We start from the raw sequence: 14,716 nt of genomic DNA on the forward strand, positions 1-14,716 counted from the left end.
CGGAATTCAGCCCGGCACGCGCCGCATGACGAATTCCGCGCGCGGCTTGGCATGCCGCTCCAGGCGGTAGGTCAGCACGGTGCCGTCCTCGCTCAGGCTGACGGTCCAGACATTGGTTTCGGCCCCGGGGACGATGCGCGCAGTGTAGGCGTCGGCCAGGAAGGACTGGGCGCGCGCCGTCCCGCCCGCCTGCGCCATGCCGCCATACATGGTGACGGCGTCGGGCGTGCCGTCCGCATGGCGGTGGTCGTGCCGCAGTTCCAGCCCGGCCGGCGGACGGGTGAAGATCCAGGTGCGGGAACGGTCTTCGCCGACCTGCACCGGCATGCGCACCCCTTCCGCAGTACAGACCACCTGGGTCGATATCTTCTTGCCGGCGAATTCGCTGTTCGGATCGATCGCATAGGCCAGCGCGCCTTCGAAGCGCTGGCCGCACATGCCCTGCAGCGTGGCCATGAACTGGTCGCGCGTATCGACGGGCGCCGGCGTGGTGGCGCAACCGGCGAGCAGGCCGGCGGCGGCGAGTACGGGAATGATGGATTTCATCGGGTTTCCAGGATAGGGTTGACTGGCTTGCTGCCTCATGGCGCCGCCGGATACGTATAGGTCGAGCCGATGCCCAGCGGGATGTCCAGTGCCCAGAAACCGAGCAGGAACGAGGTCCACAGGACCAGCATGGCGATCGAATACGGGAGCATCAGCGCGATCAGGGTGCCGATCCCCGTCGATTGCACATACTTGCGGCAGAAGACGATAATCAGGGGGAAGTAAGGCAACAGCGGCGTGATGATGTTGGTCGAGGAGTCACCCACGCGGTAGGCGGCCTGCGTCATGTCCGGCGACACGCCCAGCTCCATCAGCATCGGCACCATGACCGACCCGATCAGTGCCCACTTGGCGGAAGCCGAGCCGACGAACAGGTTGACCATGGCCGTCAGGAGCACGATGCCGGCCAGCGTGACACCCATGGGGAAGGCCATCTCCTTCAGCCACAAGGCGCCCTTGATCGCGATGAGTGCGCCCAGGTTGGACTGGCCGAACGCGAAAATGAACAGCGCGCAGAAGAACGCCATGACGATGTAGTAGCCCATGCCGCTCATGGCGTGGCTCATTCCCTTGACAATGTCGCGGTGGTTCTTTGCGGTGCCGGCGACGTAGCCGTAGACCACGCCGGGGATCAGGAAGAAGATGAAGATGAGCGGGACGATCGACTGCATCAGCGGCGCGGCCGAGTGCGTCAGTTCGCGCGTGTCGGGCGAACGCCATGCGGAGCCTTCCGGCATGACCGACAGCACCAGCAGCGCCAGGCTCGCAATCATGGCGATGCCGGCCCAGCGCAAGCCCTTGAGCTCGTTGGGCTGCAAGGGATCCATGGTGGGCAGGCCCGCCGGATCGCCGTCCACGGCGGTCTTTTTCAGGCGCGGCTCGATGATCTTGTCGGTCAGTACCCAGCCGATCAGAACGACCAGTAAGGTCGACGCCGTCGTGAAGTAGAAATTATTCAGCGGATTGATGACGATGTTCGCGGCTGCCGGATCGGACGAGAGCCGTGCGGCAACCTGGGTCAGGCCGGCAAGCAGCGGATCGAGGCTGGACGGCAGGAAGAAGGTGGCGGAGAAGCCGCCCGACACGCCGGCGAACGCGGCCGCGATGCCGGCCAGCGGATGGCGCCCGGCGGCGTAGAAGATCACGGCGCCCAACGGGATGACCAGCACGTAACCCGCATCGACGGCGATGTGGCTCAGCACGCCGACGGCGACCAGGACGGGGGTAAGCAGCAATCTCGGCGTCACCGACAGGATCTTGCGCAGGCCGGCATTGATGAAACCCGTGTATTCCGCCACACCCAGGCCCAGCATCGCCACCAGCACCACGCCCAGCGGCGGGAATGTGACGAAGGTATTGACCATCCTGGACGTGAACTCGGTCAGGGCAGCGGGGGCCAGGAGGTTCTTGACCTGGATGGCCTGGCCCGAACGCGGGTCGATCTCGTTGAACACCATGCCGGACATGGCCCAGGAAATGACCGCGACCACGGCCAGCAGCAAGGCGAACAGGATCGCGGGATCGGGAAGCTTGTTGCCGACCACCTCGATGACATTCAGGATACGGTTCAGTACGCCCGGCTTCCGGGCGGTCGTTTGTTCAGTCATATGTCCCTTATCGGCAGATCATGCCTGTCGTATGTCGATTGATTGCACCACCAAGCCAGACCATGCCAGACTACGAAGGAACGGCCGACTTTTTGTGTACCTCGGGATATGTTACGTATAAGCTGTGTTATCGCAAAGCATTATTCACAACTGTACCGGTTTGCCCGGATCTATCCGCAGCGCAATTAGACAACCAGAACGGAGCCGCCATGCCCCATATTGCAGGTATCGACCACGTCCAGGTCGCCATTCCACCCGGCGCGGATCAGGAGGCGCGCGCCTTTTACGGCGGCATCCTCGGCCTGCGGGAAACCCCCAAGCCTGCGCCCTTGAACGCCTCGGGCGGCATGTGGTTCGTCACGGGCGCCACCCAGCTGCACATCGGCGGCCAGGCCGGTTTCGTGCCGGCCAAGAAAGCGCATCCGGCCTTCATCGTGGACGACTTCCCCGGCTATTGCGCGCTGCTGCGCCAGCGTGGCGTGGCGGTGCGCGAGGAAGAGCAGGTTAACGGCCGGCGGCGCGCCGGTATCGAGGACCCGTTCGGCAACCGCATCGAACTGATCGAGGCCGCCCGGGCCTGATGCCGGCGCCACGCGCACCCGACAGCGCCGGTGCGCCGTGGTTCCTGAAGCAAGGCTATACTGAATCATCACCATATCGCCCTGCCGAGGGACTCGGACAGGCTGGCTGCACGCGGGCGTGTTCCCAGCGTCATCGGTCCTTCACGTCCGTGCGCTGCAGGCGATTGCCGGTCCATGGCGGTTACGCCCATGCGAACACGTCCGCGTGACCTTGCAGGGCGGCGAACCACATTAACGATTCAATTACTGACAGGGGGTAGCATGCAAGCAACCTGGATCATGACGGCCAATGCCGGCCGGGCACGAATCTTTTCCGAATCCGATCCCGCACAACCGCTGCAGGAAGTGGAAGACATGGTCAATCCGGCCGCGCACCTGCGCACGGCCGAGACCGAAACCGACAGGCTGGGGCCGACTGCGGCAACCAACAGCAGCCACAATATCGGGGGCCAGGGAACGCCTGGATATTCGCACACTGCCAATGCCGGCGCACCGAACAAGACTTACCAGCCGGCTGTCACGCCCGAAGAGCACGCGGCTGAAAAGTTTGCGAAGGATATTTCAAAGTTTCTCATGCAGGCCCACCAGGAAGGCCGCTTCAAGCAGCTGATCCTCTCCGCTTCGCCGCAGTTCCTCGGCACGCTACGCGCGAACCTGGACCAGCATATCCTGTCGGCGATCACGCAAGAGTTCAACAAGGACTACACCAACTCGAATGCCCAGCAGTTGCGCGAGCAGCTGCACGCGCAGCAGGCCAAGTCCGAATAAGGCCTTCGTTGCACAACCGACGACGCCACCTCCGGGTGGCGTCGTCGTTTCGGGCCGATGCGCCCGCCGGCAATGCGCAACAGGCTTCAGCGTTTCTTGAGCGCGCTGCCCTTGTGCGCCGCCTCGGCGCCCGTCCTGTCGCTGACGACCAGGTACTCCGGATTCTCGGCCGAGGCCGCGACATGGTGGCCCTTGATCTCGGTCGGCGCGGTCAGCTTTTTCTTGACCGTGCCGTGCACGGTGCCCTGCGACGATTCCCACTGCACCTTGTCGCCGGCCTTGAATGTGTCCGTCATGATGGCTTTCCAGAAGTTGGCGGGATGGCTGTCCCGGTATTGGAACATACATCCCGCCCCTGCCCTGCACGCTTCGTCGCAGGCAGGCAAGCAAGCAGGCAATACCTTACTCTTCGGAGACGCTGCCTTCCACGATCTGGCTACCGGCAGCGTTCGGCTGCGCCCGGCCGTTGTGGTAGTCGACCACCTCCTTCTTCGACACCGGATCGGTGTGCCAGACCTTCAGGCTGATGGTGGAGCCGCCGGCCGCCGGCGCGCCGGTGCCCGTGGCCAGCCTGAACTGGTACCCGTCGACGCCGTTGACCCTGGCGCTGCCTTCGAAATGGCGGCGTCCGCCCTGCAATCCCAAGGGCTTCACGGCGACGCTGCGCAGGTTCAGCCCGGGCAGGTCGACATGCAGTTGCGCCGCACCGGCCGCCGCGCGTGCGCTGGACGGCGGCGCGAGCAGGCTGAACGTGGCCTTGCCGGACCGCTGCGGCGCTTTCGCCAGCGCGCCCTGCGGCGAGATGAAGGCCCCGGTGCCGGCCACCACGCCGGCCGACGGTTCGTACACGACGACCGTACGGCGCACGGTGGTGCTGCGGCCTGCCCGGTCCACCAGCGTCACGCCCACCGTGTAGATGCCGGGCGCCGAGAAACTGTGGCTGGCGCTGGCACTGCCGGTGCCGTTCGACTCGCGCACCCGCCCCGCCTGCGCGCCACTGCCGTCGCCCCACGACCAGGTGGCGCTGCGCGTCCCGGTCCGGTCTTCGTCGACGAAGGCGACCGAGGCGTGCAGCGGTGCGCCCACCTTGACCAGGCCGGGTGCCGTCACCGGGCCCACCGCGTGACCGCCCTTGTGGCCATGGCCCGGCTGGAGCAGCACCAGGCCGGCATTGGAGGTGGCGACGATCGCGCCGTTGTCGGAGATCTCGACGGCGTCGTCCAGCACCAGGCCGGCCGGGGCGCGGCGCAGGCGCGTGTTCAGGTCCACCAGGCCGGTCCTGGCGGTCCAGACGAAGGCGCGGTCCTGGCCGGCGCGGTTGTCGGCCGAACCGACGATCTGCCCGAGGTTGTTGACGTCGTGCGTGCGCGAGAAGCGGCCGCCGAAGGTGCCGATGTCGCGCAGGCCGGTGCCGCGGGTCCAGTAGCTTCCGCGCTGGGTGCCGTCGGCGTAGTTGATGATGCCCGCGGCAAGCCCCTTGTCGTTGATCGCGCCGAGGCCCGCTTCCACGCCGCGGCCCGTACCCAGGTCCAGCATGCCGGTGGTGCGGCTCCACAGGAAGGCGCGGTAGCGGGGGTTTTCCCGGGTCGCCAGGAAGCTGCCGACGATCTCGCCCCGTTCGCTCACCGCGGCAGGCAGTGCATACACGCTGCCCAGCGTGTCGATGTCGACCGCGCCGGTGGCCCGGGTCCAGGCGAACAGATGGTCGCCGATCGGGGGATCGCCCACCCTGCCGATGCCGGCGATCAGTCCCGCATCGTTCAGCGCGGTAGCAGAGGACATGCCGGGCGCCCCCGGCGTGCGTGCGCTCAGGGTTTCAAGGCCTTCGCTTGCGCTCCAGCGGAACGCGAGCGGACTGCCGCTGTAGATGCCGATCACGACGCCCGCGTTGTTGATGGCCGTGGCGACCGAGTAGGCTGTCGCCGCCGGGCCGCCGAGGGTGCGAATGCCGCTGCCCGCGCTCCAGATGAAAGCGCGGTCGACACCCAGGGGCGTGGCGGACCAGCCGACCACCTGCCCGGCGTTGTTCACGTCGACCGCGTGCGTGCCACCGCCGAACGAACCGATGTCCTGCACGCTGGTACCGTTGTAGAAGTAGCCGCGCTCGCCGGTTTCCGGGGTGAACAGCGAGAAGGCGACCTGTCCCCTGTCGTTCATCTCCGGGAGCGAGCTCAGGGCGCCCGAGCCCAGGTTGATCACCCGGTACGTCGTGGTCGTGGGCGCGCTCCCGGTCTTGCCGTCCTCGACGGCGCCGGGCGCCTGCACCTGGGCGCTTGCCGCGCCCACGATCGCCACGCCGGACAACAGGCAAGGCAGCCACCAGCCCAGGCGCCTGCCCGGTACGTCGTTTCCATCGATGCGTCGCATTTTTCTCTCCTGTCAAAGAAGACAACCGGACCCGCTACGCGGTGCCCGGGACAGGCCAGCCCGGCCCGACCGGACCGATCATGCGCCGCACGATGGCTGCACATTTGCGCGCAACCCGGCATCCGGCATCTTCCTGCTGGAGATCACACGTTTTCTGCTTCAGTTCAAACCAATTTCCCAGCGATACGTGTTTATTTTTCTCGACGATATTGTTTCTTCGTCAGGGCGCCTTGCCCGGCAAGGGCAGGCCCTCCGCCAGCGCCAGTCTTTCCATCGCCTCTTCCAGCACCATGCGCGCCCGGCCCGCGGCCAATCCCAGCTCCTGGTGCAGCCGCGCATCTTCCTGGTGGCGCGAAGCGCATTGCGCGCTGTAGCGCTCGAAACTGCCGACCATCATCAGGATCTCGGACAGGTGGCGCGGGCATTCACAGGTCAGGCGGTTGCCGGCCGCGGTGATGGCGGCCAGCGCATTGTCGTCGAAGCGGCGTGGCGCCACCGGTTCGGCGGGGGTTTCCGGCGCCGGCAAGCCCTGCCCCGCCAGCGCCGAGCGGCACAGCAGCACCAGCTCGCCGATCTCGGCCGGCACGCGCGCCACCAGGCAGCCCGAGGCGCGCAGGGCACGGATCGTGGCGCTGCCGCAGAACCGGTACAGCACCACCACCGCCGACGCCCGCGTGGCCTCGCGCGCCGCGGTCACCTGCGCCACCGACGCCTCGTCGAGCTCGGAAGATTCGACCAGCAGCACGTCCAGCGCCACGCCATCCGCGAGCGGGCCCACCTGGTCGAGCCGGGCGCAGTGCTGTTGCAGCTGCAAGGCACGGCCGTCGCGTCCGCTCGCAACGATGCGGCGCATGAGGCTGTCACCCACGACGAACACGCGCATCGGCCCGCTGACTTCCACGGCGCGGGCGGCGTTGGGCGCGACCATTTCCTCCAGCCGCTCGACCGGCAGCCCGGTCAGGACGCCGATCGGGTGCCCGAGATCGACCAGCTGCTTGAGCAGGCCGAGGCGGCGCACCTGTTCGGCGGTGTACAGGCGCTGGCCGTGGGCGGAACGCTGGGTATCGGACAATGCATAACGCCGTTCCCAGACCCGCAGCGTTTCCACCGGCAGCCCGGCAAGACGCGCGGCGACGCCGCTGCGGTAGGTTGCCTGCCGGATGGCGGCCTGTTTGTCATCGATGTGTTCGCTCATACGACCCGCCCTTGAACCAGTTGAGTGAGGAATGTCCCGCCGAAAAAGGTGGACGTGTTCGAGTGTAGCGCATTTGCCAATCCTGCAGCAGTTCAATACCGCTACATGGCGGGGATCTTCGCCAAAGAAAACGCCACCTTGCGGTGGCGTTGCCTGCGTCTGCTGCAGTGATGTGGCGCTTACCGGGGCACTCTACCAGGTGAAATCGTCCGGAATCTGGAACGCGGCATACGGATCGTCCGCATCCGCTTCGTTGCTGGCCGCCTTGACCTGGATGACACTGGCCGGATCGCGTTCGGCGATCTTTTCGCCGATGACTTTCGGCACCAGCTCGTAGTTCCCGTTCAGGAACACGATGACCAGGCGGCCGGCAACGAGGTGCTTCTGGATCTCGGCCGAGACGTAGATCCGTTCGATCTTGGTACCGTGGGTGAAGTTGTAGGCGATGTCGCCCTTGCCGCGCGGCTGCCGGTTCACCTGCACCAGCTGCGCGATCTGCGCCTTGATCGCCTTCTGCATGGCGGCCGCGTCGCGCTGCGCGTTCAGTTCGCGCGCGCGTTCGGCCTGCTTGCGCTGCTGTTCGAGCGCCGCTTCGCGCGCTTCGTTCACCGACTCGGTGCCGGTACGGCGCTCGATCTTTTTCTGCTTGCTCTTGTCCTGGTTGACCTTCTGGACCTTTTTCTTGTCCACCAGGCCAGCTTTCAGCAACTGCTCCGCGAGCGAGACCATCCTTGTGCTCCTTCTGAATGCTGGCCCGCACGGTGCCGGCCAGCGTAAAGCCGCTAGCATAGCAAACCGTGGGGCCGGCCTGAAGCGGCGGCGGCCGTCCACGCTAGGCACATGTCGAGATTTTTTACATATTTACAAGATTTTCTAATAGTAAGCAAGTCCTTTATTAGCAAAATCAATAGCTTAGTTGCTTGGCACGATCCCTGCTACTCCTCTTGGACTGAGCTCCGGCGCTTGCGCGTCATGGGGCTATATTTCCTGGGTGCACCTGCCCTTCTCATAACGTACGGAGGCGCTACATGATCAAGAAGTTGATGGTTGCCCTGACACTCGCATCGGCGATGGGCGTTTCGCAGGCCGCAGTCCTGCTGCAGGAAGATTTCGACAACGTCGCTTCGCTGCCCGCGCAGGGCTGGGTATTCGAGAACGCCAGCCAGCCGCCGGGCATCGCACCGGGTTGGGTGCAGGGCAACCCGGCCGTGTTCGACGCCCACCAGGGTGCGCCGGACGCCTACATCGCCTCGAGCTTCGAGAGCGCGGCGCCGGGCGGCCGGCTGGACGACCGCCTGTTCACCCCGCTGTTCTCGCTGGAGAACGGCGCCATCGCCACCTTCTGGCTGCGCGGCGCCGCCGATGCCGGCTTCAGCGACATTGTCGTCTACGGCTATACCGACGGTCCAGCCGATCCGGGCCGCTTCATCCAGCAGATGGCGATCACGGCCCCGACCGACGACTGGACGATGTTCACCCTGACGATCGCGCCGCAGGCGGGCGTCATGGCGCGGCTCGGTTTTGTCCACACCGGCGAGGAAGCGACTTCCAACTACGTCGGCCTGGACACCCTGCGCATCGAAGACATGCCGCGTGGTGCGGTGCCGGAGCCGGGTTCGCTCGCGATCCTGGGGCTCGGCCTGGCCGGCCTGGCAATGGCGCGCCGCCGCTCCTGAGCTGCCTTCCGGCGCCTTCGGTGCCGCCTGCGCCGCCTGCGCCAGCCGCCAACTGGCGTTCCAGACTGCCCGGTGCATCGTGCTCCGGGCTTTTTTTCATCACAGTAGACTGTCCGCAGGTTCCAGATGGGCTGCCGGCCGCCGCCGCGGTCCGTACCGCATTCCTGCGCGCCACAGCATCGGCGCCTTACACAGAAAGGATGACGACATGTCTGCTACGACGAACGGCGCTTCGGTTTCGGTCTGGATGGATACCGCCGAGGTGCCCTCCTATCCCCCCCTTCCCGGCGATATCGATGCCGATGTCTGCGTGATCGGCGCCGGCCTGGCCGGCCTCACCACCGCCTACCTGCTTGCCAGGGAGGGCCGCAGCGTCGCGGTGATCGATGCGCTCGGTATCGGCGCCGGTGAAACCGGGCGCACCACCGCCCACCTGTTCCCACCCGATGAATGGTACGTCTTCATCGAAGACAAGTTCGGCGCCGCCAACGCCCGCCTCGTCGCCGACAGCTACGCGCGCGCCATCGACCTGGTGGAATCGATCTCCTCGCAGGAAAACATCGACTGCGAATTCGAGCGCCTCGATGGCTACCTGTACGCCCTGCCGGGCAACGGCTTCAAGGACCTGGAAAAGGAATACCACAGCGCCACGCGCGCCGGCGTGCCGGTCGAACTGCTGCCCGGCGTGTCCGGCCTGGCGTTCGACACCGGGCCGGCCGTGCGCTACCCGAACCAGGCCCAGTTCCATCCGCTGAAGTACCTGGCCGGCCTGGCCCGCGCCATCGAACGCCACGGTGGCAAGATCTACGGCGGTACCCATGCCCACCGCGTGCGCGGCGACCGCCAGCAGCAGACCGTCAGCACCGACCACGGCGACATCCGTGCACGCGCAGTGGTGCTGGCCACGCACACGCCCTTCAACGACCGCGTGGTGATGCACACCAAGCAGGCCGGCTACCGCACCTACGTGGTCGGCATGCGCGTGCCGCGCGGCGCGGTGCCGCGCATCCTGCTGTGGGACACCGGCGACCCCTACTACTACGTGCGCCTGGAAACCCCCGACCCGGCACTGGACCACGACATCCTGGTGGTCGGCGGCGCCGACCACAAGACCGGCCACGACGACCATCCGGAACACCGCTATGACGAGATCGAGCGCTGGACGCGCGAGCACTTCCCGCAAGTGGAGGCGGTAGCCTACCGCTGGTCGGGCGAAGTGATGGAGCCGTCCGACGGCCTGCCCTACCTGGGCCGTAACCCGATGGACGACGACAACGTCTACCTGATCACCGGCGACTCGGGCAACGGCATGACCCACTGCACCATCGGCGCCATGCTCGTGACCGACCTGATCGCCGGCCGCGACAATCCCTGGAAAGACCTGTACGACCCATCGCGCAAGCCGGTGCACGGGATGGCGGACTTCGCTTCCGAGCAGGCCAAGGTCATGGCGCGCTATGGCGAATGGCTGACCGGCGGCGATGTCGACTCGGTACAGGAAATCGCCGCCGGAGAAGGCGCGGTGGTGCGCGACGGCCTGCGCAAGATCGCGGTGTACCGCGATGCCCAGGGCGGGCTGCATGCGGTATCCGCCAAGTGCACCCACCTCGGTTGCGCGGTGCACTGGAATTCGGCCGAACGTTCCTGGGACTGCCCGTGCCACGCGTCGCGCTTCGACATCGAAGGCAACGTGCTGCACGGCCCGGCGCCCGAACCGCTCGAGAAGATCGACCTGGCACCCGACGGCGCGCCGCCTCCGCGTTCGCCGCGTGCCGGTACGCGTGGCCGCAACGCGCGCTGACGGGTCCCTGCGCGCTCTCCGTAAACGACGACACCAGCCCGCAGGCTGGTGTCGCATGCGGCCCCACCGGGCCGCATGAAAGGCAGTGCTACGCCCTAGCTGCCGGCGATCAGTAGCCGCGGCCGGTCGTGCCGCCGCCGGTGCCGCCGCTGGTGGTGCTGGAGCCGGTCGTGCCGCCGGTGCTACCGGTGCCGGCGCCGGTGGTACCCGAGCTGCCCGTCGAGCCGCTGCCGGTGTTGCTGCTGCCGCTGGTGCCCATGGCACCGCTGCCGCCGGTGGCGCCGCTGGACGAACCGGTGCCCATCGAGCCGCTGGTGCCCGACGAACCGCTGGTGCCCATCGAACCGCTCGAACCCGACGAACCGCCGGTGTCCATCGAGCCGCTCGAACCCGACGAACCGCTGGTGCCCGAACGGGTTTCCGGTTCGCTCGAAGCGCCGGTGGCGGTGCGGCCGGCTTCGACGCCCGAGCTGCCCGAGCCGGTCCAGCCGCTGGTACCGGTCGCACCCGACGAGCCCGACGAACCGCTGGCGCCGGTGCCACCGGTCGAACCGCTCATGCTTCCCGAGCCGCTGGTACCGCTGGTGCCGCTGGTGTCACCCATGCTGCCCGAGGCACCCGAGCCGCTGGTGCTGCCCGAGCCGCTGGTGCCGCTCGCGCTGCTGCCGGAGTGCTGCTTGCTGCGCTTCTTGTCCTGTTTCTGGGAGCTGCCGGCGCTGCTTGCCGACGAGCTGCCGCTGCTTTGATCGTTCATGCTGCCGCTTTGGCTGCCACTCGTTGCGGTGCTGCCGCTTTGTCCGGCGGTGCTGCTCGATTGCGCATGCACGGTGGTGGCGCCAAACATTGCAGCTGCGACGGAAGCACTCAGCAGGCCTTTCAGTAGCTTATTCATCTTCATGTCGATCTCCTAATAATGTGTTCGGGGCTAAAAACTCAACAATATCAATGAGATATTGAATGTGAAACTCAGTTTAAGGAGAGCGCCACGAGGGAGGCGCACGGTAGCCTCGCGGAAAATAAATAAATTGTTTTCAGCGACGACCGGCAACCGCCGCGGATGCATCCTGCGCCTGCACCGCCTGTGCCGACAGCGTACCGAGCTGGGTGTACAGCCCCAGCACATTGCTCTTGTCGTCCGGGTAGACGCGATTGGACAGCAATACGTAGAAGGTACGCGTCTGCGGGTCGACCCACAGGATGCATCCGGTGAAGCCGGTATGGCCGTAGGATCCGACCGGGAACACCGTGCCGCGCGGACGCTGCGCATACGGCGAGTCGATGTCCATGCCCATGCCGCGCAGGGCCAGGCCGGGCGGCGACTGCACGGTGGTGAGCAGGCGCACGCTGTCCTTCGAGAGCACCCGCACACCATCGAGTTCTCCGTCGCCGATCAGCATGCGGGCAAAGCGCGCCACGTCGCGCGCCGTCGAGAACACGCCCGCGGAGCCGGCCACGCCCCCCATGCGGCGCACGGTCGGGTCGTGCACCACGCCTTGCAGCAGCTGGCCCGGCCCGAGATCGCCATGCAGCGCCGCGCCGGCGGCATCGCCCCCGCGCTGGGTCGGCGCGATGGCGCCGGCCTGTACGCGCTTCAAGGGCAGGTAGCCGGTGTCGCGCATGCGCAGCGGCGCAAAGATGCGCTCCTGCGCAAAGCGGTCCAGCGGCATGCCGGCCACGCGTTCAACCAGTTGCCCGAGCAGGATGTAGTTGATGTCGGAGTAGCGGAAGAAGCTGCCCGGCGCATGCGACACGGCCTGGGTGCAGGCCAGCGTATGTGCTGCCTGCGCGCCCTGCCAGGCGGGCGTCGCGGGCAGGCCGGCCGGCAGCCCGGACGAATGGGTCAGCAGCTGGCGCACCGTGATCGCTTCCTTGCCGCCGTTGGCGCACTCGGGAAAGTAGCGCGCGACCGGTGCTTCCAGGTCAAGCCTGCCCTCCTGCGCCAGCAGCAGCACCGCGGGCGCGGTGGACAGCACCTTGGTCAGGGAAGCGGCATCGAACACGGTGTCCGGGGTCACCGGCGCGGCATCCGCTTCGTAGGTGAAGCGCCCGAAGCTTTTTTCGTACATGGCGCCGTCGCGCTCGAGGAAGAATACGGCGCCGGGCAGCCTGCGCGCGGCGACGCTGTCGAGGATGGCGCGGTCGATCTCCGCCAGCCGCGCGGCATCGAACGGCGGCGCAGCGGTCCGGGAGTCGGCACGCACGGCCGCCGGCGCCGTTGCCGGCAGCTGGGCGCAGCCGGCGGCGAGCAGCGAGGTGCACACGGCGGCAAACAGGGTGGCGACTGGGGGCGTACGGCGGCAGCGGGCGGTCGGGAATCTGGACATGGGCAGGATAAAAGAAAGGGCTTCGCGGACGATCATAAGGACGGGCCTGCCGGGGGTCAATCTTTACAGTCTAGCAAGCACACGGCGCCGTTTCGGCGTGGCGCGCACGCGAATTGTCACATCGGCGTATCATAAAAAAATGATTCCTTTCTCGATACTCGACCTCTCGCCCATTGCGGAAGGCAGCGATGCGGCAACTTCTTTCCAACGTTCATTAGACCTCGCCCAGCACGGCGAGCGCTGGGGCTACAAGCGTTTCTGGCTGGCGGAACACCATGGCATGCCCGGCATTGCCAGTGCCGCCACGGCGGTGCTGATCGGCCACGTCGCGGCTGGGACGTCGACCATCCGGGTCGGCGCAGGCGGCATCATGCTGCCCAACCATTCGCCGCTCGTGATCGCCGAGCAGTTCGGTACGCTCGAGTCGCTGTTCCCGGGCCGGATCGACCTGGGCCTGGGCCGGGCGCCGGGCTCGGACCACACGACCGCACGGGCCCTGCGCCGCAACCTGGCATCGGATGCCGACGAGTTCCCGCAGGACGTGGTGGAGCTGATGGATTATTTTGCCGACTCGCCGCGCCGCCAGGTGCGCGCGATTCCCGGCGCGGGCCTGAACGTGCCGGTCTGGATCCTCGGTTCCAGCCTGTTCGGCGCGCAGCTGGCCGCCGCGCTCGGCCTGCCCTACGCCTTCGCGTCGCATTTCGCGCCGCAGATGATGATGCAGGCGATCGACATCTACAAGTCGACCTTCCGTCCCTCGGCCCAGCTCGACAAGCCCTACATCATGCTCGGCTATAACGTGTTCGCCGCCGATACCGATGAAGAAGCGCAAGTGCTGGCCACCTCGATGCAGCAGGCCTTCGTCAACCTGCGCAGCGGCCGCCCGACCAAGCTGCAGCCGCCGATTCCCGGCTACCTCGACAGCCTGGGCACGGCCGAGCGCATGATGCTGGAGAGCGTCCTGTCCTGCACAGCGATCGGCTCGCCAGGCACGGTGGAGTCGCAGCTGCGCGCCTTCATCGCGCGCACCGGTGCGAACGAGCTGATGATCACCTCGCAGGTGTTCGACCACGCAGCGCGCCTGCGCGCCTACGAGATCACGGCCGAGATCAACCGCAAGGGCTGAGTCCCGATCCGCGTCGGGTGGGCGGCGCCCCCACCACACCAACACTGGTCCGCAGCGAAAGCTCAGGCGTCCCCGGTCCCCGCCTGCAGCATGTCGATCAGCGTCCGCGTCGAGCGCACCCTGCCCATGCGCGGGAAGATATGCTGGCACGCAAACCGGTGGGCTTCGGCGTCGAGGCTGGTCATCGCATCTTCCGCGAACACCAGCTTGTAGTTGCGGTCGAACGCCGCGCGCGCCGTGGATTCGACACCGAAATTGGTGGCGATGCCACCCAGCACCAGCGTGTCGATGCCGCGCCGGCGCAGCAACTGGTCCAGTTCCGTGCCGTAGAACGCGCCCCACTGGCGCTTGGTGACCACGACGTCGGTCGCCTCGACGCCGGCCATCGCGGCCAGCTCGGAGGCGTCGTAAGGCGGCGCCCCCGACGGCCATATCGGGGCGTCGGCCAGCGCTGTCGGCAACTCGTTCACCAGCACGCGCACGTACACCACCATCGCGCCGCGGTTGCGCATTTCTCCCGCCAGCAACACGCAATTGCCCACGGCCTGCTCGGCGGTATAGGGCGCGAGTTCGCGCCCGACATTGCTGTTCTGAAGATCGATCAGCACCAGGGCAGTGCGTGCGAGGTTCAGGGACTGTTCGGTCATGGCATGCTCCTGCTGTCGTTTCGTCCTCGAGTATTCACGAATCGGCCTCCTCACGGCGCACAGGGCTACAATGCCCCG

At 66.8% G+C, this 14,716-nt stretch carries 14 protein-coding genes; 5 read left to right on the forward strand and 9 right to left on the reverse strand.

What is annotated here, in order from left to right; genetic code table 11:
- Window positions 1-6: 6 nt before the first annotated feature.
- A complete protein-coding gene (locus ACFFJK_RS17360; RefSeq protein ID WP_379680787.1) occupies window positions 7-546 on the reverse strand; it encodes a hypothetical protein in 540 nt (179 codons plus the stop codon).
- Between the two features lie 35 nt (window positions 547-581).
- On the reverse strand, window positions 582-2,153 hold the full coding sequence (locus tag ACFFJK_RS17365) for an AbgT family transporter (protein ID WP_379680788.1): 1,572 nt from the start codon (window positions 2,151-2,153) through the stop codon (window positions 582-584).
- 209 nt (window positions 2,154-2,362) lie between these two features.
- Between ACFFJK_RS17365 and ACFFJK_RS17370 the strand changes: the two genes are divergently transcribed.
- On the forward strand, window positions 2,363-2,734 hold the full coding sequence (locus ACFFJK_RS17370) for a VOC family protein (RefSeq protein ID WP_379680789.1): 372 nt from the start codon (window positions 2,363-2,365) through the stop codon (window positions 2,732-2,734).
- Window positions 2,735-2,995: 261 nt separating this feature from the next.
- Window positions 2,996-3,502: a host attachment protein gene (locus ACFFJK_RS17375; RefSeq protein WP_379680791.1), complete on the forward strand. Its 507-nt coding sequence runs from the start codon at window positions 2,996-2,998 to the stop codon at window positions 3,500-3,502.
- An 86-nt stretch (window positions 3,503-3,588) separates the two neighbouring features.
- Here ACFFJK_RS17375 and ACFFJK_RS17380 read toward each other — a convergent pair whose 3' ends face one another.
- The 4 genes from ACFFJK_RS17380 to ACFFJK_RS17395 all read right to left on the reverse strand — a co-directional run bounded on the left by ACFFJK_RS17380 (window position 3,589) and on the right by ACFFJK_RS17395 (window position 7,793).
- Window positions 3,589-3,798 (reverse strand): hypervirulence associated TUDOR domain-containing protein, encoded by a 210-nt coding sequence (locus ACFFJK_RS17380; RefSeq protein WP_379680792.1) that lies wholly within the window; start codon window positions 3,796-3,798, stop codon window positions 3,589-3,591.
- Between the two features lie 106 nt (window positions 3,799-3,904).
- Complete coding sequence (locus tag ACFFJK_RS17385; protein WP_379680793.1) at window positions 3,905-5,869, reverse strand: PKD domain-containing protein; 1,965 nt, start codon at window positions 5,867-5,869, stop codon at window positions 3,905-3,907.
- Between the two features lie 220 nt (window positions 5,870-6,089).
- Window positions 6,090-7,064, reverse strand: coding sequence for a MerR family transcriptional regulator (locus ACFFJK_RS17390; RefSeq protein WP_379680795.1), 975 nt, complete (start codon window positions 7,062-7,064; stop codon window positions 6,090-6,092).
- Between the two features lie 192 nt (window positions 7,065-7,256).
- Window positions 7,257-7,793 (reverse strand): DUF2058 domain-containing protein, encoded by a 537-nt coding sequence (locus ACFFJK_RS17395; protein ID WP_379680797.1) that lies wholly within the window; start codon window positions 7,791-7,793, stop codon window positions 7,257-7,259.
- A 299-nt stretch (window positions 7,794-8,092) separates the two neighbouring features.
- Here ACFFJK_RS17395 and ACFFJK_RS17400 point away from each other — a divergent pair, with 299 nt between their 5' ends.
- Both ACFFJK_RS17400 and ACFFJK_RS17405 read left to right on the forward strand, forming a co-directional pair.
- A complete protein-coding gene (locus ACFFJK_RS17400) occupies window positions 8,093-8,740 on the forward strand; it encodes a choice-of-anchor J domain-containing protein (protein ID WP_379680798.1) in 648 nt (215 codons plus the stop codon).
- A 208-nt stretch (window positions 8,741-8,948) separates the two neighbouring features.
- A complete protein-coding gene (locus tag ACFFJK_RS17405) occupies window positions 8,949-10,541 on the forward strand; it encodes an FAD-dependent oxidoreductase (protein ID WP_379680800.1) in 1,593 nt (530 codons plus the stop codon).
- A gap of 109 nt (window positions 10,542-10,650) precedes the next feature.
- Here ACFFJK_RS17405 and ACFFJK_RS17410 read toward each other — a convergent pair whose 3' ends face one another.
- Both ACFFJK_RS17410 and ACFFJK_RS17415 read right to left on the reverse strand, forming a co-directional pair.
- Window positions 10,651-11,439 (reverse strand): hypothetical protein, encoded by a 789-nt coding sequence (locus ACFFJK_RS17410; RefSeq protein WP_379680801.1) that lies wholly within the window; start codon window positions 11,437-11,439, stop codon window positions 10,651-10,653.
- A 133-nt stretch (window positions 11,440-11,572) separates the two neighbouring features.
- Window positions 11,573-12,865: a serine hydrolase domain-containing protein gene (locus tag ACFFJK_RS17415; RefSeq protein ID WP_379680802.1), complete on the reverse strand. Its 1,293-nt coding sequence runs from the start codon at window positions 12,863-12,865 to the stop codon at window positions 11,573-11,575.
- 139 nt (window positions 12,866-13,004) lie between these two features.
- Between ACFFJK_RS17415 and ACFFJK_RS17420 the strand changes: the two genes are divergently transcribed.
- A complete protein-coding gene (locus ACFFJK_RS17420; RefSeq protein ID WP_379680804.1) occupies window positions 13,005-13,991 on the forward strand; it encodes an LLM class flavin-dependent oxidoreductase in 987 nt (328 codons plus the stop codon).
- A gap of 62 nt (window positions 13,992-14,053) precedes the next feature.
- Here the strand turns inward: ACFFJK_RS17420 and ACFFJK_RS17425 are convergent, their stop codons facing one another.
- Window positions 14,054-14,638, reverse strand: coding sequence for an isochorismatase family protein (locus ACFFJK_RS17425; RefSeq protein WP_379680806.1), 585 nt, complete (start codon window positions 14,636-14,638; stop codon window positions 14,054-14,056).
- Window positions 14,639-14,716: the final 78 nt, after the last annotated feature.

The organism is Massilia consociata, assembly GCF_042432755.1.
GTDB lineage: Bacteria > Pseudomonadota > Gammaproteobacteria > Burkholderiales > Burkholderiaceae_D > Telluria > Telluria consociata.

What these genes read in the sequence shown, in the direction of transcription:
- ACFFJK_RS17370 (WP_379680789.1), top strand. Translation starts at nt 2,363, where the DNA reads ATGCCCCATATTGCAGGTATCGACCACGTCCAGGTCGCCATTCCACCC.
- ACFFJK_RS17395 (WP_379680797.1), bottom strand. Translation starts at nt 7,793, where the DNA reads ATGGTCTCGCTCGCGGAGCAGTTGCTGAAAGCTGGCCTGGTGGACAAG.
- ACFFJK_RS17410 (WP_379680801.1), bottom strand. Translation starts at nt 11,439, where the DNA reads ATGAAGATGAATAAGCTACTGAAAGGCCTGCTGAGTGCTTCCGTCGCA.
- ACFFJK_RS17390 (WP_379680795.1), bottom strand. Translation starts at nt 7,064, where the DNA reads ATGAGCGAACACATCGATGACAAACAGGCCGCCATCCGGCAGGCAACC.
- ACFFJK_RS17415 (WP_379680802.1), bottom strand. Translation starts at nt 12,865, where the DNA reads ATGTCCAGATTCCCGACCGCCCGCTGCCGCCGTACGCCCCCAGTCGCC.
- ACFFJK_RS17405 (WP_379680800.1), top strand. Translation starts at nt 8,949, where the DNA reads ATGTCTGCTACGACGAACGGCGCTTCGGTTTCGGTCTGGATGGATACC.
- ACFFJK_RS17360 (WP_379680787.1), bottom strand. Translation starts at nt 546, where the DNA reads ATGAAATCCATCATTCCCGTACTCGCCGCCGCCGGCCTGCTCGCCGGT.
- ACFFJK_RS17365 (WP_379680788.1), bottom strand. Translation starts at nt 2,153, where the DNA reads ATGACTGAACAAACGACCGCCCGGAAGCCGGGCGTACTGAACCGTATC.
- ACFFJK_RS17380 (WP_379680792.1), bottom strand. Translation starts at nt 3,798, where the DNA reads ATGACGGACACATTCAAGGCCGGCGACAAGGTGCAGTGGGAATCGTCG.
- ACFFJK_RS17385 (WP_379680793.1), bottom strand. Translation starts at nt 5,869, where the DNA reads ATGCGACGCATCGATGGAAACGACGTACCGGGCAGGCGCCTGGGCTGG.
- ACFFJK_RS17425 (WP_379680806.1), bottom strand. Translation starts at nt 14,638, where the DNA reads ATGACCGAACAGTCCCTGAACCTCGCACGCACTGCCCTGGTGCTGATC.
- ACFFJK_RS17400 (WP_379680798.1), top strand. Translation starts at nt 8,093, where the DNA reads ATGATCAAGAAGTTGATGGTTGCCCTGACACTCGCATCGGCGATGGGC.
- ACFFJK_RS17420 (WP_379680804.1), top strand. Translation starts at nt 13,005, where the DNA reads ATGATTCCTTTCTCGATACTCGACCTCTCGCCCATTGCGGAAGGCAGC.
- ACFFJK_RS17375 (WP_379680791.1), top strand. Translation starts at nt 2,996, where the DNA reads ATGCAAGCAACCTGGATCATGACGGCCAATGCCGGCCGGGCACGAATC.